Annotated in this window: 21 protein-coding genes; 7 read left to right on the top strand and 14 right to left on the bottom strand. The window is 42.2% G+C overall.

Translation table 11 applies throughout. The features are described 5' to 3' along the window. Positions 1–29: 29 nt before the first annotated feature. Genes ACR65H_RS11220 through ACR65H_RS11230 form a run of 3 tightly spaced genes read right to left on the bottom strand, consistent with a single transcriptional unit; the run spans position 30 to position 862 of the window. Positions 30–332, bottom strand: a complete 303-nt coding sequence (locus ACR65H_RS11220; RefSeq protein WP_440500340.1) for a DUF2178 domain-containing protein — start codon at positions 330–332, stop codon at positions 30–32. 18 nt (positions 333–350) lie between these two features. Continuing rightward, positions 351–662 carry a hypothetical protein gene (locus ACR65H_RS11225; RefSeq protein WP_440500342.1) on the bottom strand — a complete coding sequence of 104 codons (312 nt, stop codon included), beginning with the start codon at positions 660–662 and terminating at the stop codon, positions 351–353. Positions 663–664: 2 nt separating this feature from the next. Then, complete coding sequence (locus ACR65H_RS11230; RefSeq protein WP_440500391.1) at positions 665–862, bottom strand: helix-turn-helix transcriptional regulator; 198 nt, start codon at positions 860–862, stop codon at positions 665–667. A 161-nt stretch (positions 863–1023) separates the two neighbouring features. Here ACR65H_RS11230 and ACR65H_RS11235 point away from each other — a divergent pair, with 161 nt between their 5' ends. Next, positions 1024–1209, top strand: coding sequence for a YhzD family protein (locus ACR65H_RS11235; RefSeq protein ID WP_440500343.1), 186 nt, complete (start codon positions 1024–1026; stop codon positions 1207–1209). Positions 1210–1285: 76 nt separating this feature from the next. Beyond that, positions 1286–1732 (top strand): methylglyoxal synthase, encoded by a 447-nt coding sequence (mgsA, locus tag ACR65H_RS11240; RefSeq protein WP_440500345.1) that lies wholly within the window; start codon positions 1286–1288, stop codon positions 1730–1732. A 5-nt stretch (positions 1733–1737) separates the two neighbouring features. Here the strand turns inward: mgsA and ACR65H_RS11245 are convergent, their stop codons facing one another. The 7 genes from ACR65H_RS11245 to ACR65H_RS11275 all read right to left on the bottom strand — a co-directional run bounded on the left by ACR65H_RS11245 (position 1738) and on the right by ACR65H_RS11275 (position 7750). Next, positions 1738–2550, bottom strand: coding sequence for an STAS domain-containing protein (locus ACR65H_RS11245; RefSeq protein ID WP_440500347.1), 813 nt, complete (start codon positions 2548–2550; stop codon positions 1738–1740). Between the two features lie 80 nt (positions 2551–2630). Continuing rightward, entirely contained in the window at positions 2631–3410 is a 780-nt protein-coding gene (locus tag ACR65H_RS11250) for an enoyl-CoA hydratase (RefSeq protein WP_440500348.1), read from the bottom strand. Between the two features lie 127 nt (positions 3411–3537). After that, positions 3538–5043, bottom strand: a complete 1506-nt coding sequence (locus ACR65H_RS11255) for a coproporphyrinogen III oxidase (protein ID WP_440500349.1) — start codon at positions 5041–5043, stop codon at positions 3538–3540. Between the two features lie 71 nt (positions 5044–5114). Next, positions 5115–5465 (bottom strand): YlbF family regulator, encoded by a 351-nt coding sequence (locus ACR65H_RS11260; RefSeq protein WP_440500350.1) that lies wholly within the window; start codon positions 5463–5465, stop codon positions 5115–5117. 13 nt (positions 5466–5478) lie between these two features. Then, positions 5479–6621, bottom strand: a complete 1143-nt coding sequence (locus tag ACR65H_RS11265) for a DUF445 domain-containing protein (RefSeq protein WP_440500351.1) — start codon at positions 6619–6621, stop codon at positions 5479–5481. A gap of 185 nt (positions 6622–6806) precedes the next feature. Continuing rightward, positions 6807–7457, bottom strand: a complete 651-nt coding sequence (locus tag ACR65H_RS11270; protein ID WP_440500353.1) for a glyoxalase — start codon at positions 7455–7457, stop codon at positions 6807–6809. A 2-nt stretch (positions 7458–7459) separates the two neighbouring features. Continuing rightward, complete coding sequence (locus ACR65H_RS11275; protein WP_440500354.1) at positions 7460–7750, bottom strand: hypothetical protein; 291 nt, start codon at positions 7748–7750, stop codon at positions 7460–7462. A 107-nt stretch (positions 7751–7857) separates the two neighbouring features. On the opposite strand from ACR65H_RS11275, the gene ACR65H_RS11280 reads away from it, so the two are divergent. The 3 genes from ACR65H_RS11280 to ACR65H_RS11290 all read left to right on the top strand — a co-directional run bounded on the left by ACR65H_RS11280 (position 7858) and on the right by ACR65H_RS11290 (position 10768). After that, positions 7858–8877: a S66 family peptidase gene (locus ACR65H_RS11280; protein ID WP_440500356.1), complete on the top strand. Its 1020-nt coding sequence runs from the start codon at positions 7858–7860 to the stop codon at positions 8875–8877. A gap of 70 nt (positions 8878–8947) precedes the next feature. After that, positions 8948–9970: a hypothetical protein gene (locus ACR65H_RS11285; protein WP_440500358.1), complete on the top strand. Its 1023-nt coding sequence runs from the start codon at positions 8948–8950 to the stop codon at positions 9968–9970. A gap of 18 nt (positions 9971–9988) precedes the next feature. Beyond that, on the top strand, positions 9989–10768 hold the full coding sequence (locus ACR65H_RS11290) for a helical backbone metal receptor (protein WP_440500359.1): 780 nt from the start codon (positions 9989–9991) through the stop codon (positions 10766–10768). Between the two features lie 44 nt (positions 10769–10812). Here ACR65H_RS11290 and ACR65H_RS11295 read toward each other — a convergent pair whose 3' ends face one another. Continuing rightward, a complete protein-coding gene (locus ACR65H_RS11295; RefSeq protein WP_440500360.1) occupies positions 10813–12150 on the bottom strand; it encodes a serine hydrolase in 1338 nt (445 codons plus the stop codon). Positions 12151–12322: 172 nt separating this feature from the next. Next, positions 12323–12712, bottom strand: a complete 390-nt coding sequence (locus ACR65H_RS11300) for a ferritin-like domain-containing protein (RefSeq protein ID WP_440500361.1) — start codon at positions 12710–12712, stop codon at positions 12323–12325. Between the two features lie 70 nt (positions 12713–12782). Here ACR65H_RS11300 and ACR65H_RS11305 point away from each other — a divergent pair, with 70 nt between their 5' ends. Then, positions 12783–12986 (top strand): YheE family protein, encoded by a 204-nt coding sequence (locus ACR65H_RS11305; protein WP_060204273.1) that lies wholly within the window; start codon positions 12783–12785, stop codon positions 12984–12986. A 46-nt stretch (positions 12987–13032) separates the two neighbouring features. Then, a complete protein-coding gene (locus ACR65H_RS11310; protein WP_440500362.1) occupies positions 13033–13191 on the top strand; it encodes a hypothetical protein in 159 nt (52 codons plus the stop codon). A gap of 37 nt (positions 13192–13228) precedes the next feature. On the opposite strand, the gene ACR65H_RS11315 is transcribed toward ACR65H_RS11310, so the two are convergent. Together ACR65H_RS11315 and ACR65H_RS11320 are read right to left on the bottom strand one after the other, a co-directional pair. Further along, positions 13229–14485, bottom strand: coding sequence for an MFS transporter (locus ACR65H_RS11315; protein ID WP_440500364.1), 1257 nt, complete (start codon positions 14483–14485; stop codon positions 13229–13231). Between the two features lie 722 nt (positions 14486–15207). After that, positions 15208–16959 carry an ABC transporter ATP-binding protein gene (locus ACR65H_RS11320; RefSeq protein WP_440500366.1) on the bottom strand — a complete coding sequence of 584 codons (1752 nt, stop codon included), beginning with the start codon at positions 16957–16959 and terminating at the stop codon, positions 15208–15210.

Below are 16959 nucleotides of genomic sequence, written 5' to 3' on the forward strand. Positions count from 1 at the left end.
TTTACGTGTTTCATTGAATAATAGTTTCGCTACATCCGCTTATTCATTATTAGGACCCCGATACAATATGAAATGAGCATCACTCCATATGCTGATGACAGTAGGAGATAGGCCAATTTCGGACCTTCGAAAATAAGTGCTCCTACCCACATCAACATAAGCGCAATAAGTGTAATTGACCATGACAGTGTTCTCGCTTTCCCGTGAACCTCCTGATATCTTTCATCAAAGCGGCGTTCTTTCTTTCCCTTTTTGAAATAAAGGAAGGCGATCAATAGTACGATTCCCGCCCCTGTTATAAATCCTGATATACTTTCAATTGATGGAACCATAGTTCCCCCCCTCTCCCATTAATGATGTTTGTTCACAATCGCTGCCCCTACCATCCAGGAGAGCATGTGAATAACCCACAGCCCAGTTAAGATAAAAAACGCCAATTTTGCTCCTTCAACAATCATGACGATGATCCAAGCAAGTAAAATAGCTACGGTCATTACCTTCCATGAAATCGATCTCGCGTGTCGATGAAGGTTTGTATACCTTTCATCAAATAACCGCTCCTTCTTTCCTTTTTTCCACATTAAATAATGCACAATTCCCCATATAACTAGCCCGAGCGGCAAGCCCGCCAAAAACGCCCAAATATCAAATCCTTCGTACATCTTCAAACCTCCTCCGGTTGAAAAATATCTTCAATACGGCAATTAAAGAGCTTCGCAATTTTAAATGCTAAAATCAACGATGGATTATATCTTCCTTTTTCCAGAGAGATGATTGTTTGCCTTGACACTTCTAACTTTTCCGCAAGATCATCCTGCGTCCAACCCATCGACGTTCGCAATTCCTTAATCACGTTATTCAGTTACATGCTCCCCCTTTCATTGTAAAGGTTGCTTTACGTAAAGGTTACTTTACTATATGCAGAATGTCAAGCAACCTTTACAATTCGTTTTCGGAATGAATAGCTATTCATTTCTGAAGCGTTCATAGTATAATGGAGAAAAGGACGGAAGGGTGATTAGGTTGAGAACTTATAAATTGACGGCTTATGAAAAAACAGGACAGTTAATTACAGAGGAAACATTCACGGCAGATAACGATGATTCGGCAAAAGAAAAAGGCCATGCTTTGCTCGAAGAAAAAAATCTCCTTGAACAAACGCATCGCCTCGCTTCACCAGCAGGGAAACTATTGCTGTTTCACGTATAATAAGAATTGGTAAAACCATTTATAAGATTTGGCTTCGATTATGCCCCTATGATATGTTAAAGGTGCAAGCCACAGTATGGAGGTGCTCCACTTGAATATTGCACTCATTGCACACGATCAGAAAAAAGATGAAATGGTGAATTTCACGATTGCATATGAACATGTATTTTCAAAATATGAGTTGTATGCAACTGGTACAACTGGAAAACGGATTATGCAGGAAACTGATCTTCATGTTAACCGGATGATGTCAGGACCGTTAGGAGGCGACCAGCAGATTGGTGCCATGGTTGCTACCGGAAAGTTGGATCTAATCCTATTCTTCCGTGACCCTTTGACCGCCCAGCCCCATGAGCCTGACGTCAGTGCATTACTGCGTCTTTGTGATGTTTATGGAATACCGCTCGCAACGAATATTGCGACTGCTGAATTGTTAATAGCGGCAGTGGAAAGAGGCTATTTCACATGGCGCGACACAGCGGATAAATACAAAACAAAAGGACTTACTCCTCTAGGGGAGTAAGTCCTTTAATTTGTGAAATAAATTCTCAGTGCTTGTTGCAGTGTTCCAACCATTTGTGTGTTCCTTTCAAATTGGACACCAAGACGTACCATGCTTCGGACGACATCTGGTCGTAATCCTGTAATTGCTGTTGTGCATCCCATCATGGCTACCCCATCAATGATCTTCTTTAACTGATCAATCACTTCCGCTTCCATGACCGCTATCCCAGATAGGTCCATCAGCAACGTTTGAGTGTGCAATCTGCCAACTTCCATCAACACCTTCTCTTCCATTACTTTCGACCTGTAATAATCGATCGAACCTATAATAGGAAGAATGCAAACAGTAGGGGTAATCGGGATGATAGGCACCGATAGATTCTCAACGAGTTCCCTTTGTGCCTTCAAGAGTTCATCCTTATATTCAGAATAACTAATGAAAAATGTGTTCAGGAATTTATCGATAGATATATTAATTTGTTTCTCCATGTGAAAAAAGTCGATTTCGACTTCCCTAACCTCGATAAATTTTTGAACGAATGTCCAAACTGTCCTCCGGATAGCTTGGACCCACTCCAATTTAAACGCTAGTGTCAATGAATAAGTTGCCCAAGCAATTCCTTCTCCTTTTGCGAATTGCTGAAGTTCTTCCATTCTCGATTCCATCGTATAGGAGACAAGTTTATGTGCATTATTAATTAAATCAATATTCCCGACTTCGAGGATTTCATTAATTTTTTCCCTTACAGTCGACGCCTCTTTCAATAATTCTTCTTCAAAATGCTCCCCATTTTCTTTAATAAATTTATTCACTTCAAAATTAATTGAGCTTGTCATAACTTCCCTCCGATGAGTTCATGTCTCTATGTAGTGACAGTTGTCATCCAAAATACAAAGGACAACAGCTGTCCGAAAAATTATTCTCCTATAAAGACCGGTTTTCTTTTATCTACAAATGCCTTAATTCCTTCCAAATGATCCTTTGTTTTTCGCATCGCCACTTGCATTTCGCTTTCCATTCGCAATACATTTTCCAACTCAGCAATTTTCTGCTCATGTAATATCTTTTTGGAAGCAAGCATTGCCGCGATTGGAGCTGATAGAAACTTTTCAACAAGCGCTTCAGTAGCTTGTCCGGCAGTACCGTCCGGAACGACTTGATCGACGAGCCCTCTCTCCATAGCTACTCCAGCATTCATCACTTCACCCGACCAAATTAGCTGCTTCGCTTTCGGCACTCCAATCCGTTCTTTTAGGAAGAAATGGCCGGCACCATCAGGTACAAGCCCGATACCGATAAAATTCATTGCAAGTTTACTACTCTCCTCAGCTACGATGAAATCACAACCGAGCGCCATACTAAAACCGAGCCCAGCTGCAGCACCGTGAATTGAAGCAATCGTAATTTGCGGCAGTTCGTATAACGCTTTTGCCAAACGCGATACATCGACCATCACTTTCTCAATATCCATTGGAGAGTCTGGGTCAACCATTTTCTTTATATCCCCGCCAGCTGAAAATGCTTTTCCATCACCTTGAATGATCAGCACTTGAACGTCTTGATTAGATTTCAATGATTCAAATGCATCCCCAATTTCCTTCATCATCACATCATCCATTGCATTCATGGACTGTGGACGATGCAACATCAATCTGGCAAGCCGGCCATCTATTGAAAGTTTTATTGTAGTGTACATAAATGTCCCACCCCTTCATTTATGAATTGCTATTCACTACTTAATTCGATAACTGTCTTGCTATACCCTCTTTATTCAAATAAAAACCTTAGCATTCGAAAATTACTAAGGTCTAAATTTTTACTATTCAGCTATAACTTACTTCAGGAAAGATTCTTTCAAGATGTTCGATCTTCTTATCGATATACTCTTCAAATGTAAGGATATACGCAGCAGGGTCTTTCGGATTTTGGAATTGCGTAATTTTGCCGGTAGCAGGATCCATGAATTTACTTGACGCTCCACAGCCGATTCCGATGATCGTTTGCACTTCTTCCATAATAATGATGTTGTATAGGCTCTCTTCGCCAGGTTTCGCATATCCGACATTTTCCAAATTGCCGAGAATGTTTTTTTGTCGATACAGATAATACGGAACATAACCATTATCCTTCGTCCAACGCTCACCCATCTGCATCATCTGTTCAACCGTTTCCCGATCCGCCACTTTATATTTCTCTTTATTCCGCGTCATCTCGGAAGCCCGTTTGAATGAAAGCGTATGAACTGTCAGCGATTCCGGCTGCATCTTTTCTGTTTCGTCTAACGAATGGCGGAATTCTTCGAGCCCTTCATTCGGCAAGCCGATAATAAGGTCCATATTAATGTTTTTCATTCCCATATTTCGCGACAGCCAGAACTTATCGATCGTTTCTTGGACGGAATGGTGCCTTCCGATCGCCTTCAACGTCTCATCTGTATATGATTGCGGATTGACGCTGATCCTGTCGATGCCCCATTTTTTCAGCACATCGATTTTAGCAGGGGTAATTGTGTCTGGCCGACCCGCTTCGACGGTTACTTCCCTCACTTCATTCATATGAGGGAATGAATCATACATCGTCTTATAAAGAGCATCCATTTCGTCTGCTTCGATGGAAGTCGGCGTTCCTCCGCCAAAATAAATTGTCGTGATCTTGATATCCCGTTCTGTCAACCATTTCCCGATCTCACGGATTTCTTCATGCAACCCGTCAAGGAAAGATTCGACGCGGCCATTTTTCCGATGAATTGCGTAAGCCGGGAACGTACAGTATGCACATTTTGTTGGGCAAAACGGAATGCCGATGTAAATGCTCACATCGTTTTGGATTTGATGCAAATCAGGGATTGCCTGTAGCTGAACGTTTTCAATCGTCGCTAAAAGCTCACTTTTCTCTTCAGAAATCCGGTGCTTCTCCATTAATAGGCGCTTTGCCGCTTCGATATCATGTCCTTGTTGGCGGTATTTATGGAAAAGTTTCATTGGACGAATCCCGGTTAGGATGCCCCAAGATTGTTTCATTCCAGTAAGTTGTTCCAATACTTCGAGGAATACGTGGGAATAAACCCTTTTCAACTGACGCGTCTCGGTTTCAGAATTGTCCATTGTTACTTGTTCAGTAAACGTCGCGCTGAATTCATTGCCATCGTAGGTTAAATGGGCGCTGCCCCGTATTGTTTCACTGTCTTTATTTATGGATAAATCGACAAGTATGCCTTCTTCTTTTGAATCTGTGATGACTTTAGATTGTTCGAAGAAGAGGTTGGCGAGATGGGTGAACATCCGTATCCAATCTTGTTCGAATGATTTTGTTAAAATTATTTTTTGCATGGTTACTCCATCTTTCTGTTATCGTTTCGACTCCCTGAAATAATAACACAAAAAAACCGGCTAGGCCGGTTTTATTGCATGGATTCATACATTTCTTGAACCGGTTTCATTAAAACACGGTTCACTTCTTCAATTAGGCCGCTCAGTTTCATTTCCGCTTGCAGCATTTGCATAATCTTTTCGTTTTGCTGAGCCAATTGAGCCGTTTTTTGCGCATATTCCAATTCTTCATGTGCAATCTCTTCGCCTTGCATCTGCTTTTGCTGAAGCGTCATTTGGATTTTACGGAAGCTTTTGAACAACTCAAGCGCCTGCTCATCATTCTTTACTTCCTCAATCGCGTTTTTCACCTCTGCAAATTCGTCTGTCTTCCGAAGTGTAGACTCCAATTTGTTCAAGTCGTCATAAATATTAATAGTCATCCTCTATTCCCCCTTAGTTAGTAAGCAAGACGATTAACCCTTGCACAATCCCGATGAGACCGCCTAAAAACCCGCCCAGGATCGTAATCATTTTGAATTCCCGCTTGGAAATGCCAAGGACGAGATCTTCCAGGACAGCTACCGGGAATGTATCGACTTGCTCTTTGACAATTTGATCGAGCTTCAGTTTTTTCAAAGATTCCTCTAACTGCTTTTGCGCTTGATCAAAAGCGAACTGTGTAACTTTTGGCGTCAAATTTTCTGCCGTCCATTCGGAACCATTTGGCCAATAATCCCGGATTGTTTTATTCAACCGGGCATCTAGCGCAAGTTCCTTGTTAGCATATGCTTTGACGGAAGTGAACAGTCCATCCCAATTAAACCCTGCAAGCAGTTCTTCCATTGGCCGTTTTTGCAGCTTCTCAAATTCCTTATCGATAACAGAATGCAAGAGATTGTAAGTTCCTGGCGCATTGATGAATTTCAATGCTTCCCGCTGCACCTTCTCAACGAGTGAGTTGGAATCGCCGAAAAGCATGTTCAACATGCCGCCGAACGTCCCTTTTGACTCAAGAAAGTCATTGATCAATTTCTGGAACATGACCTTACCCTCATACGAATCCACAAACTGCTCGGATCGCTTCAGGACATAGTTTGTCATGACAGGAATTTGTGCTTTCGCCCGTTCCTGCCATTCCATTGGTACAACCTCTTCAATCGTGCCCGACGTCAATTTTGTACGGACGCTCAAAAGCTGGGCGTCTAAGAGAGACTCGATTTTACGCTCAGCTTTCTCAACAACATCGTTCGCACCCGCCACGTGAAGCCAATCATGCAACGTCTTGTCCGAATGAAGTACATGATCCTCAATCTTTTTCTGGAGGAATGCTTCTGCTTTTCTTTCCATTTCTGGCGTCAATAATTTATTTCTCAATACATCGGGCGTCACTAAATAGTTCGTGACCGTCCTCCCTAATTGCACGGCAAGTTCGTCACGCCGTTTTGGAATTAACCCCGGCGTAAAAGGAAGCCGCCAGTTTCCGATATATTTCGCTTCATGGGGTCTGAACAGCATTTTAATCGCCAAATGATTCGTAAAGGCACCTATCAATGCCCCAATGAAAGCCATAAACAATAACGTCCATATGAAATCCATCGCTTCACCTTATTTCCATTTCGTTCGGTTTCCATTATAACAGAAGGAGTTCAATTGGAAAAAGCATACGATATGATGGAGAGGATTTTCGTGGTAGGTGATCATAAATCCGCGTGAGTGATCTATTAATCCAGCTCATAACATAAATCAAGCCGATTGCTGAAGATGCAATCGGCTTTCCTCAGTTATTCAATAGAAAGGTTCCCTTCCCCGTTCAATTTAATATGCGCATCATTCCAAGTAAGTTCAAGCGGATATGCTTCCGCTACCTTCTTTGAAAAATACCAGCGGCGGCCTGGCGGAACAAGGACGATGAAGGTGTCTCCGCGTCCGAGGAAGTTCAGTTCATTTGGCTCCACTTCGGTTCCATTGCGTAACGGAATCCCAAGGTCCTGCAACTCATCGCCTACTTCGACAACATGAGGGGTTGTGATGCCGATTTCACTAATATTTAAGAACGATTCTTTTGTCAGGTCTCCAAAAAGATCACGTTTCCTACGACCGATCAATTCAACAATATTGCCGGCTGGGTCTTCAAAATACATTGAATCCGCATCAAAGCTTGGGAAATAGACTTCGTCTCTCCCTTCTTCGCGGTTCAATGTGATACGATCCGTGATCCAATATTTCATCATCGAGAACTGATTCCCCGGAATATTGATAGCAAAATGATAAAAGGCCGGTTTGTCTGTCTGAGTAAAAGTAAGATAAGATTCGCCGATTCTCACTGTAAACTGTTCCGATGTCGACTCGGTCATATCGAGCTCCAATATATTTACGTAAAAACGCCGTAATGCTTTTATATTATTTGTGTACAATTTCGCAGACTTAATCATCTTCACTTTTCCCCTATCTCTGCATCTATATTTAATTTATTCAGACCTTTGTAAATCAATAAAAGGACAATGTAAATTAGTAATGCCCCGAATACTAAATTCCATAGGTCGAAGAAAACAGCTCCGAAATTATTCGGTTGAAATAGCTCCGATCCAAATGTAATTGAGGAGTGCCCATGGTATTCCATCCATGCAAATGGCCATCCGAATCCATTTTCATTCCCCGGAAGTATAAACGCTGAAGCCACTGAAAGGATGACACTCAATCCAAACATCTTTTTATATTTCAACAAGCCCTTTTCCCCCCTCTGTAAATAGTTCGGGACAATTTAGAGAATTCTTGATAAACTACTATACAATTATCTTACCATATATTATGAAAGAAAATGGAGTGATTCTTATGATCCGCTATCCAAGACCATTGCAACAAGGAGACACGATCGGCGTGACAGCTCCTTCGTCCGGAGTTGACGAAAGTCTTCACCATCTTGTCCATCATGCAAAACACCAGTTTGAAAAAAGAGGGTTCAATGTACATGTCGATGATACGGTTTGGACGCAATACAAGGCTGCTTCAGCAACTAAAGAAGTCCGTGCAGCGAAGCTAATGGAAATGTTCAACAATCCGGACATAAACGCAATCATCCCTCCATGGGGTGGAGAAATCCTATTAGAAATATTGCCATTTATCGATTGGGACAAAATTGACCCGAAGTGGATTTTAGGCTATTCGGATATGAGCACCTTCCTATTTGCGATGACTGTCAAAACGGGAATTGCGACTGCGCATGGACCAAACTTCGTAGAATTGCGCAGTGATGAATGGGAACCTGTCGCAAGCCAGTTCATGAATGTACTACAAGCTTCTGAAGGATCAATTATTGAACAACACTCATCTGAAAAGTTTCAATCCAAATGGCAGCATGATGCTCCGAATGATCCTTATGTATATAAACTCGATTCTTCGACAGCATGGAAGACGATTGGAACAGAAACGATTGAATTGGAAGGACGCTTTTTAGGCGGTTGCATTGATACGATCCGTCATCTCGTTGGAACTCCTTATGGCGATATCGCTTCATTTCAGAAGAACTTCTTGAACGACGAGCCGATTTTATGGTATTTCGAGAACTGCGAGATGAACGCTACTGATTTTCATAGATCAATGCTTCAGTTCGCCTATGCAGGATGGTTTGACAATGCCGCGGGAATTATCTTCGGCCGCTCTCCTGCTGGTCAAGAAGTCGGTGGATTTACTGTATTGGATTCAATGGAAAGATTAAAAGAGATGATTGGATTGCCGGTCGTATACGACGCTGATGTAGGGCACGTCCCCCCTCAAATTACATTCGTGAATGGGGCTCAAGGACGAGTGTCAGTTAAAAATGGAAAAGGGCGTGTGATTACGACATTTCGATAAGCAACCGGCTGACTTTTCTGTCAGTCAACGATAGAATGGAAGAAAGATGTTTTTAAGGGGGAGTATGACGATGCCAATTTCATTTCGCAAACGTGAAGAATTTTTCACATTCCATGATCCGATGCAAGACGGGAAGTTGATTGACAGAAAAACAGAAATTAGATTCGATCCGTTAACCGGTGAAACGTCACGGATCATTTTCGATCCGGGTGCCCCATTCGTGCCAAAGGATTATTCAGAGCTTGCCAAGGTTACGGAAGGCGAAAAATGTCCTTTTTGCGCTGAAAATGTATCCAAAATCACGCCTCGTTTTCCTGATGAACTTGTGGAAGGTGGACGATTCGTTGGAAAAGAAGCGGTTGTCTTTCCGAATCTCTTTCCTTACAGCAAGCATAATGCTGTCGTCCGTATGTCCAATCAACATTATGTGAAGCTTGAGGAATTTACTGAAGCTCTTATTTCGGATGCTTTTAAAGCCGCTCATCAATATATCCAAAAAGTGCTGGAGTTTGATGAAAATACCGAGTACGTCTCTGTCAATTGGAATTACTTGCCACCCTCAGGAGGCAGCATCCTTCATCCACATATCCATGTTTTGGCGTCGGAGGAGCCGACGAATTATCAGGCAACCGTGACGTCAAACAGCCTTGCTTTTTATGAAAATGAAGGAAGGAACTACTTTACTTCACTTGTTAATGAAGAAAACAAGCTGAACGAACGCTGGATCGGAAATGAAGGCGGCATCAACTGGATGCACGCTTATGCTCCTAAGAGCCATTGCGACTTTATCGGAGTTTTCGAAGCGGATTCTTTCAATGAATTGACTGCTGACAGCTATGATGATCTTGCAAAAAGCCTTCTCCGTTTCTTCAGCTATTTCAAAGAAGTTGGATTGGCAAGCTTCAATGCTGCGTTATTCATCCCAGTGAACAAGCAGACATCCGAGAAAGTTCATGTCCGGCTGATTCCACGAATGACAATCGGGATGCTTGAAACAAGCGATATGAATGTTTTCAATTACTTGCATGGAGAACCTTTGTCCTTGAAAGCCCCTGAAGAGGTTGCCAAAGAAGCGGCAAAATTCTTCGTATGAAAGGAATGAAGCAAAGTTTTGAATAAAACTGTTGTAGACCGTGTCGGACGAAGTGTTACTTTTCCCTTTCCTCCAAAACGAATCGTTTCTTTATGTCCGGGCATTACTGATACGTTGTTTGCACTTGACCTTGAAGAGAAGATTGTTGGCCGGACACGATTTTGCATCTACCCGAAAGGAATAGTCGAAAATGTACCTGCTGTTGCAGGCACAAAGGACATCAAACTGGAGGCAATCCAAGATGTTCGACCGGATCTCATCATCGTTGAAAAAGAGGAAAATACGAAAGAAATTGTAGAGCAACTGGAGAAATTCTTCCCTGTGTACGTCGCCGAAGTTCAATCAGTAGATGATGCATACGTGATGATTGAGGAAATCGGAACTTTGACGGATCGGGATGCTGCTGCGGCGAAGTTAATTAACTCTATCCAACACCAATTCGCCTCCTTGCCAAAAGCATCTAGTAAGCGCATTGGCTACGTCATTTGGAGAAAACCGTATATGGTCGTCGGGAAAGATACATACATCAACTCGTTATTAGAAAAGATGGGATTCGTCAATCCATTTACCGAAGCGGAAGGAAGATATCCCGCCATTACAGCCGACGATTTTCAAAATGCGAAATTGGATTATGTATTGCTCGCATCAGAACCCTTTCCGTTTAAAGAAAAACATTTCAAAGAGTTTATGGATATGATGCCGGAAACCGAACCAGTCCTCGTTGACGGAGAAATGTTTTGGTACGGGCCGCGGATGCTGGAAGCTGCAGCTTACTTTCAACAACAGTTAGAAATATAGTAAACGAAAGCCAACATCACTTCGATGCTGGCTTTTTTGGTTCATTACAAATCGGAGAGTTCTTTCACAATCTTTAGACGATATTCCTCATTACCAAGTAATTTGGATTCAAACGAATTAAGATTGTTTCGAATGAGCATTCCTTGCCAAAGGCTTAAGTCATCGGTGAAGATCACCATTTCAATTTTATCCCCATTATGATTTTCTGCGTACATTGCATCGTTTACTATAAATGCAGTCGATCCGCCTTTTGCCCCAAGATGAACAAAACGCTTCTTGTTGCCTACGTTTAGTTGCATTGGCCACTCAAGTAAATCCCTTGCTGTCTCAGCAGCTTTCTCAGGAAGCTGCTCATTCGAAACTACCGCCAATAATTCCCCATAATTATTAGCTGATGCACCAATTAGACGATCCGACCATACTTTTTGTACCTTTAAAGGCAAATCAAATGTATAATCTTCAATCTTGATCACCTCTTCCTTCAGCTGAGTACTTAAATGCATCGCTAACTCTCGATATTCATCAATCGGTATCGCTTCAAGCCCTCTAATTAGTTCCTCGTTGTTCATTGATTCACTTTTCCAGTATTCCGGAATTAAGAGCGCACCAACAATCGGATATACTTCTTCATGCCTAGTAAGCCCGAGCGATATTGCCCGCTCATTGATAGCATCTGCTCTAAGCAAATTTATTAGATAATCTGTATTGGCATTGGAGCTATACGTCACCATTCCTTTTGCAACGTCATGCAGCGTTACTTTATTTTCTACAACTTTCCCTTCGCCTTCCATCGCTTTAAGCCACTCTACATGTGCATTGCCATCCGTTCCTTTTGCATAATAACGGGATAACTCATCCAATGGCACAGACCGATCTTTATCCAAAACCCCTTCATCTATTTGCATTGCATACTCGACAGCAATCAACATCTTTACTGTGCTTGCTAATGGCCGGACGACATCCGATTGATAAGTGATTAATTCAACGCCATTTTCCGCTAAGTAAAAAGACGTCGTTTGCGGATTTTCTATTAAATGATTTAAAACATAATCCGGATTATCTCGAAATACATAACTGACTGCAATTCCTATAACAAGAATAATTGCGCCATAAGTTATTAATCTCTTCTTTGTATACGTTTTTTTATTGAATACAATCATCACAATAAAACCGACAACAATTGCAAGAAGATAATTCACATTAAACAAGAGGACCGCGATAATAATTGTTAGCGCAATTATCTCCATCACGACCACTTTCCTGATTTCCTCTTTCGTTCGATTCTCTTTTTTAAGTAATGACAAAGGTGTAAGAATTATAATACCTAACATTCCAATCCAGGCCCAAACGTTCATAAAGTCATATCCTTTCCTTTTTTCCATTCATCCTTTTTCAGCAAAATAAATTTAAAGACATTTCAGTCTAATAATATAGGAAATGCAAAATATTTCAAACTTATCATACAGGTATTCAAAAATAGACTATGGAAGGAAGAGTATCGTTGTATGTAAAAAACACGGGATCATCATAACTAGATGGTCTCGTGTTTTTGATTCATAATGAATTATAGATTGTCGACATCCGGATCGCGTGCTCCATTTCGTCATGCATGGCGATGAACAAAGGATTGTACGCTTGCTGAAAAGGAATCGTCAATAACATTTCTTTATACGTCTCTACGCCATCCAATTCACCAACGAGTGCCTGTTTGACACATTGTTTGAAATTGTAGCATGGAATTGGTTTCTTTGGATTTTGTACAAACGTCCCAGTCATCATATAATAGAGTTGTTGAAACATTTCATAATGGCTTTTTTCATCCTCATATGCATGCTGGATGAAGTCCCGCCAAAGAGGATCATCCGTTTTCTCATACATGGACTTGTAAAAGTAATAATCCTTGTACTCACCTTCGATTGCCTGCTTTAATTTATCAACAAACACGTCAGCACCCTTTCGCGTCTTTTGTACACTTTATGCGGATGGGCGCTTGTCTATGAAAGGAGCGATTCAATTGCTTCAGCATTTTAGCTATAAACCGATGTTTGCAGGCGGCAGCTTGCCTGGATGGACGTTTTCCTTTTTTTATAAAAACGAACGTTTCACGGGAGACTATAAGCCAGACGGCACTATTGAATGGACTGGCGAAACGCCAACCGACGAAGAAAACGTCAAAAAAATGATCCACGAGCTGATGACATTCCATGTCTATGAATGATGGAAATTTTTCCGTCCATACTATCCCTCGATAAGGAGGGATAGATATGATGAAGGAAAATGAAAAGACCCCTGAACAGTTGCAGAAAGAAAAAGAACAGTTGAAAGTGCAAAACCAGAAAACCGAAAATGTCTTCGAGGATAAAAGCCGAGTACCGAATGAGCAAAATGCTTGGAAAGAAACTCAGTACAGACGAGGCGAATAAAAAAAGCGGAGAGGCTAAACACAGCCCTCCGCTTTTCTCATTCCCCTGCCAATTTCCTTCTTCCGAATATGAAATAATAATAGAATGACGATACAATATAAAGTCCAGCAGTAATCGTGAATGCATACGCGTAGCCCCAATAAGATCCATGCGCAACGACTAATCCTGTTGCAACCGATCCCATCGTTGCCCATCCAAGATTAAATACCATCTGATTCATAGAATTGGCGAGTCCTTTGTATTTGTCGGACACGACTTCCATCGCGACGGCACTTTGGATCGGGTTGCCCGCGTTCATAAGCGCCTGTCTAAGCAAAAATCCTAGAGACGCCAACCATAATGATGTCGTATACGCCGTTAATAGTAGGAACGGGATCGATAACGCTTGGAATAAAATAATCGCTCTCACCTTACCAACTTTCCGCGAGAGTGCTGGACCAATCATCGCGGCAACTGCGGTCATTGCTGAACCTAATGATAAAACAAGCCCGATATAGGAATTGGAAGCATCAAACCGATTCGCAAAATACAAATTCAAATATGGAATGACTAAACCAGAACCAAATCCTATCAATAAGCTTGCGAATGAAAAATGGAAAATGACTATTAAATTCCGCTTGAAGCTATCATCTGGTGGTAACGTCTCTTCTATTTGCCCTTTTTTCTCCTTGGCAGATTCAATGGGTTTTTCCTGCAATTTGAATAGTGGAATTAAGCCGACTGTGAAAATCGCAGCGCCTAAAAGCAATGCATATCGAATTGCTTCCGTTGTACTTAGCTTGAACACTGTTTCCAAAACGTCCGCTATAATGCCTCCTGCCAAACTACCGAGGACATTTGCGATCGTGACGATTGCAAAATTCACGCTGAAAAGCTTTACCCTTTCTGTCGGTGATGAATTCTCCGCCAGAAACGGAATGCCCGATACTTGAACGAATGCCATGAATAAACCCGTCAAAAATGCAGCTGTAATAATCGGAGTCTCTGCTACTGCAATCCCCCGATAGAAGAGCGTTGTCACCGCTAATACGGCACCACCGACAATCATCCATTTACGACCGAATCGGTCGCTTAAAAAACCCGCAGGTACAAGCATGATTGCGGAAGCCATTGCAGTCATGGAAATCACTTTCCCATTTACCGTTTCGGGCATTCCTAACTCTCTTATGTATAAATTGTACATGACCATGAAAACACCCATACCGATTTGGATAAGTGCGTTCCCGATTATAAAAAGCCTAACATTCCGATTGAAAGAGGAAAATTTACGTCCCCATTCACTGAACCATTTCATCTATAATTCCAACTTTCCGCAACAAATACTTCGACACTCTAAATATACGTGTTTACGAAACATTTCGCAACGGAATTTTCATTATAATCTAAGCTTTGAAAAGTAATAAAAAATGAAGTCGCTTTCATTATTAATTTCTGCTACTTGATACGCTAAATACCACGGACATAATCACTAACTGTCTTTTTGAAAGTTGCCGGATTTTCAACATAACTACCAACGACCCATCCGCAATCTGTACATATCAAATGTATTAAACTATGGTTAAATCCAATTTTTCCATATGGTGTTATCCCTGCATATCCTGACTGTTTCCCTCTACCAATCTCGTGACTGCCGCATTTCGGACACTCTCTCACACTAAAGTTTTTCACGTTACTCCTCCTCATTTCAACTAACTATTTTCTGCATGGCCCTTGCTACATTTACGGTTCAGTAACATGGAAGTTTCAGCGGACTTTGGGGAAGAGCTTTGGTCGCGCAACCCCTCACTTTGGACGCGCAACCCCTCGCTTTGGACGCGCAACCCCTCGCTTTGGACGTGCAACCCCTCGCTTTGGACGCGCAACCCCTCACTTTGGACGCGCCACCCCTCGCTTTGGACGCACAACCCCTCGCTTTGGACGCGCAACCTCTCACTTTGGACGCGCGCCTTCTCCCAAACAAAAAACTGCCACGAAAAGTCATTGTTTTGACTTTCCGTGACAGTCCGCACATACAATTCATCCAACTTTTGAACCGTTCCCCGCCTGCAGTTTATACATTTGTGCATACTGTCCGCCGAGCGCAAGCAACTCATCGTGATCGCCTTGCTCGACGATTTCGCCTCGGTCCAATACTAAAATGCGGTCAGCATTTTTAATGGTCGATAAACGGTGGGCGATGATGAACGTCGTCCGCCCCTTCTTCAACACATCCATCGCATGCTGGATGATTTCCTCTGTTTCCGTGTCGATGTTTGATGTCGCTTCATCCAATATTAAAATCGCAGGGTCGAAGGCAAGTGCGCGTGCGAATGAAATAAGCTGGCGCTGCCCTGAAGAAAGCGTGCTTCCCTTCTCCACGACCGGCTCGTCAATCCCACCAGGCAAGTGCTTCAGTACGCGTTCTCCACCGACCGCATCAAGCGCCTCTTGTACTTTTTCGCGTGAAATACGAGCATCTCCCAAGCTGATGTTTGACTCTACTGTTCCACTAAACAAATACGGATCCTGTAATACGATTCCCATATGATCGCGTATTGTTTGGCGCGACATGTTGCCGATATTCATTCCGTCGATCGTTATCTTACCTTTTGATACATCATAGAAACGGAATAGCAAGTTCATGATTGAACTTTTTCCGGATCCGGTATGACCAACGAGCGCAACGGTCTCCCCTTGCTTCGCCTCGAAAGATATATCCTTCAGCACATATTCCTCATCTTTATAAGCGAACCAGACTTTCTCGAATCTGACGTTTCCTCGATACCGGGCAATCTTCTCATCGCTGACTGGCTCCCCTTGGCGATCCATCAGGCTAAACACACGCTCAGCGGCGACAAGTGAGTGTTCAAGTCGCGCAAACTGGTTGACGACTCCGGTAATCGGGTTGAATAGCCGTGTAATATAATCGACGAATGCGTATAGCATCCCGACAGAAATGACACTTTCCGCCGACAATGAAGCACCACCGAAATACCAGATCAGAAAGACGAATGCTAGCGAGCGGATAATGTCGACCAGGTTATGGGACGTCGCCGCTTCGACTTTCAATAATTTACTTTGGTACTTATAATGTTCATCATTCAATTCATTGAATTCGCCATCCATCTGCTTTTCACGGCGGAAAGCTTGGATGATCGTCATGCCGTTGATTGATTCATTAATCATCGCATTCATTTCACTATTTTTGCTCCGGATAATATGGTTCACTTTCGAAGCGAATCTCCGATACAATTTCATCCAGACGTATAGTACTGGCAAGACGAAAAGCGTAATGGCTCCCATTTTCGGATCCAAAATGAAAAGGGCGATGAAAATCCCAAGCATATACATACCGCTAATTGCAAACTGTGAAACGACCGTCACATACAAATTTCGGATTGCTTCTGTGTCATTTGTAATTCGCGCGACGACTTTTCCTGCAGGTAAATTATCGAAATAACGGATCGGCAACGTTTGGATATGCCCATACAATTCATTCCGCATCTTCTGGATAATTCGGTTTGCAGCATTTTGCAGCAATAAATATTGGAAATACCTTAAAACAGCTGTCACTACAGCTAGCCCAAAGAATACAGCCAGCAGTTTAGCGATTGGTGTAAAATTGATCGTCTTATCAACCGCCTCGGCAATATGATCGTCAATGATCTTCTTTGCAATCATCGGTCCCATTAGATCTGCTGCAACAGCAAATCCAAGAAGGACCATTCCTGTAATTAAAAGCTTCTTATAATCAAGCGCATAACGCACTAAACGTTTTCCAGTACTCAT

The sequence above is a fragment of the Sporosarcina sp. SAFN-015 genome, from assembly GCF_059415085.1.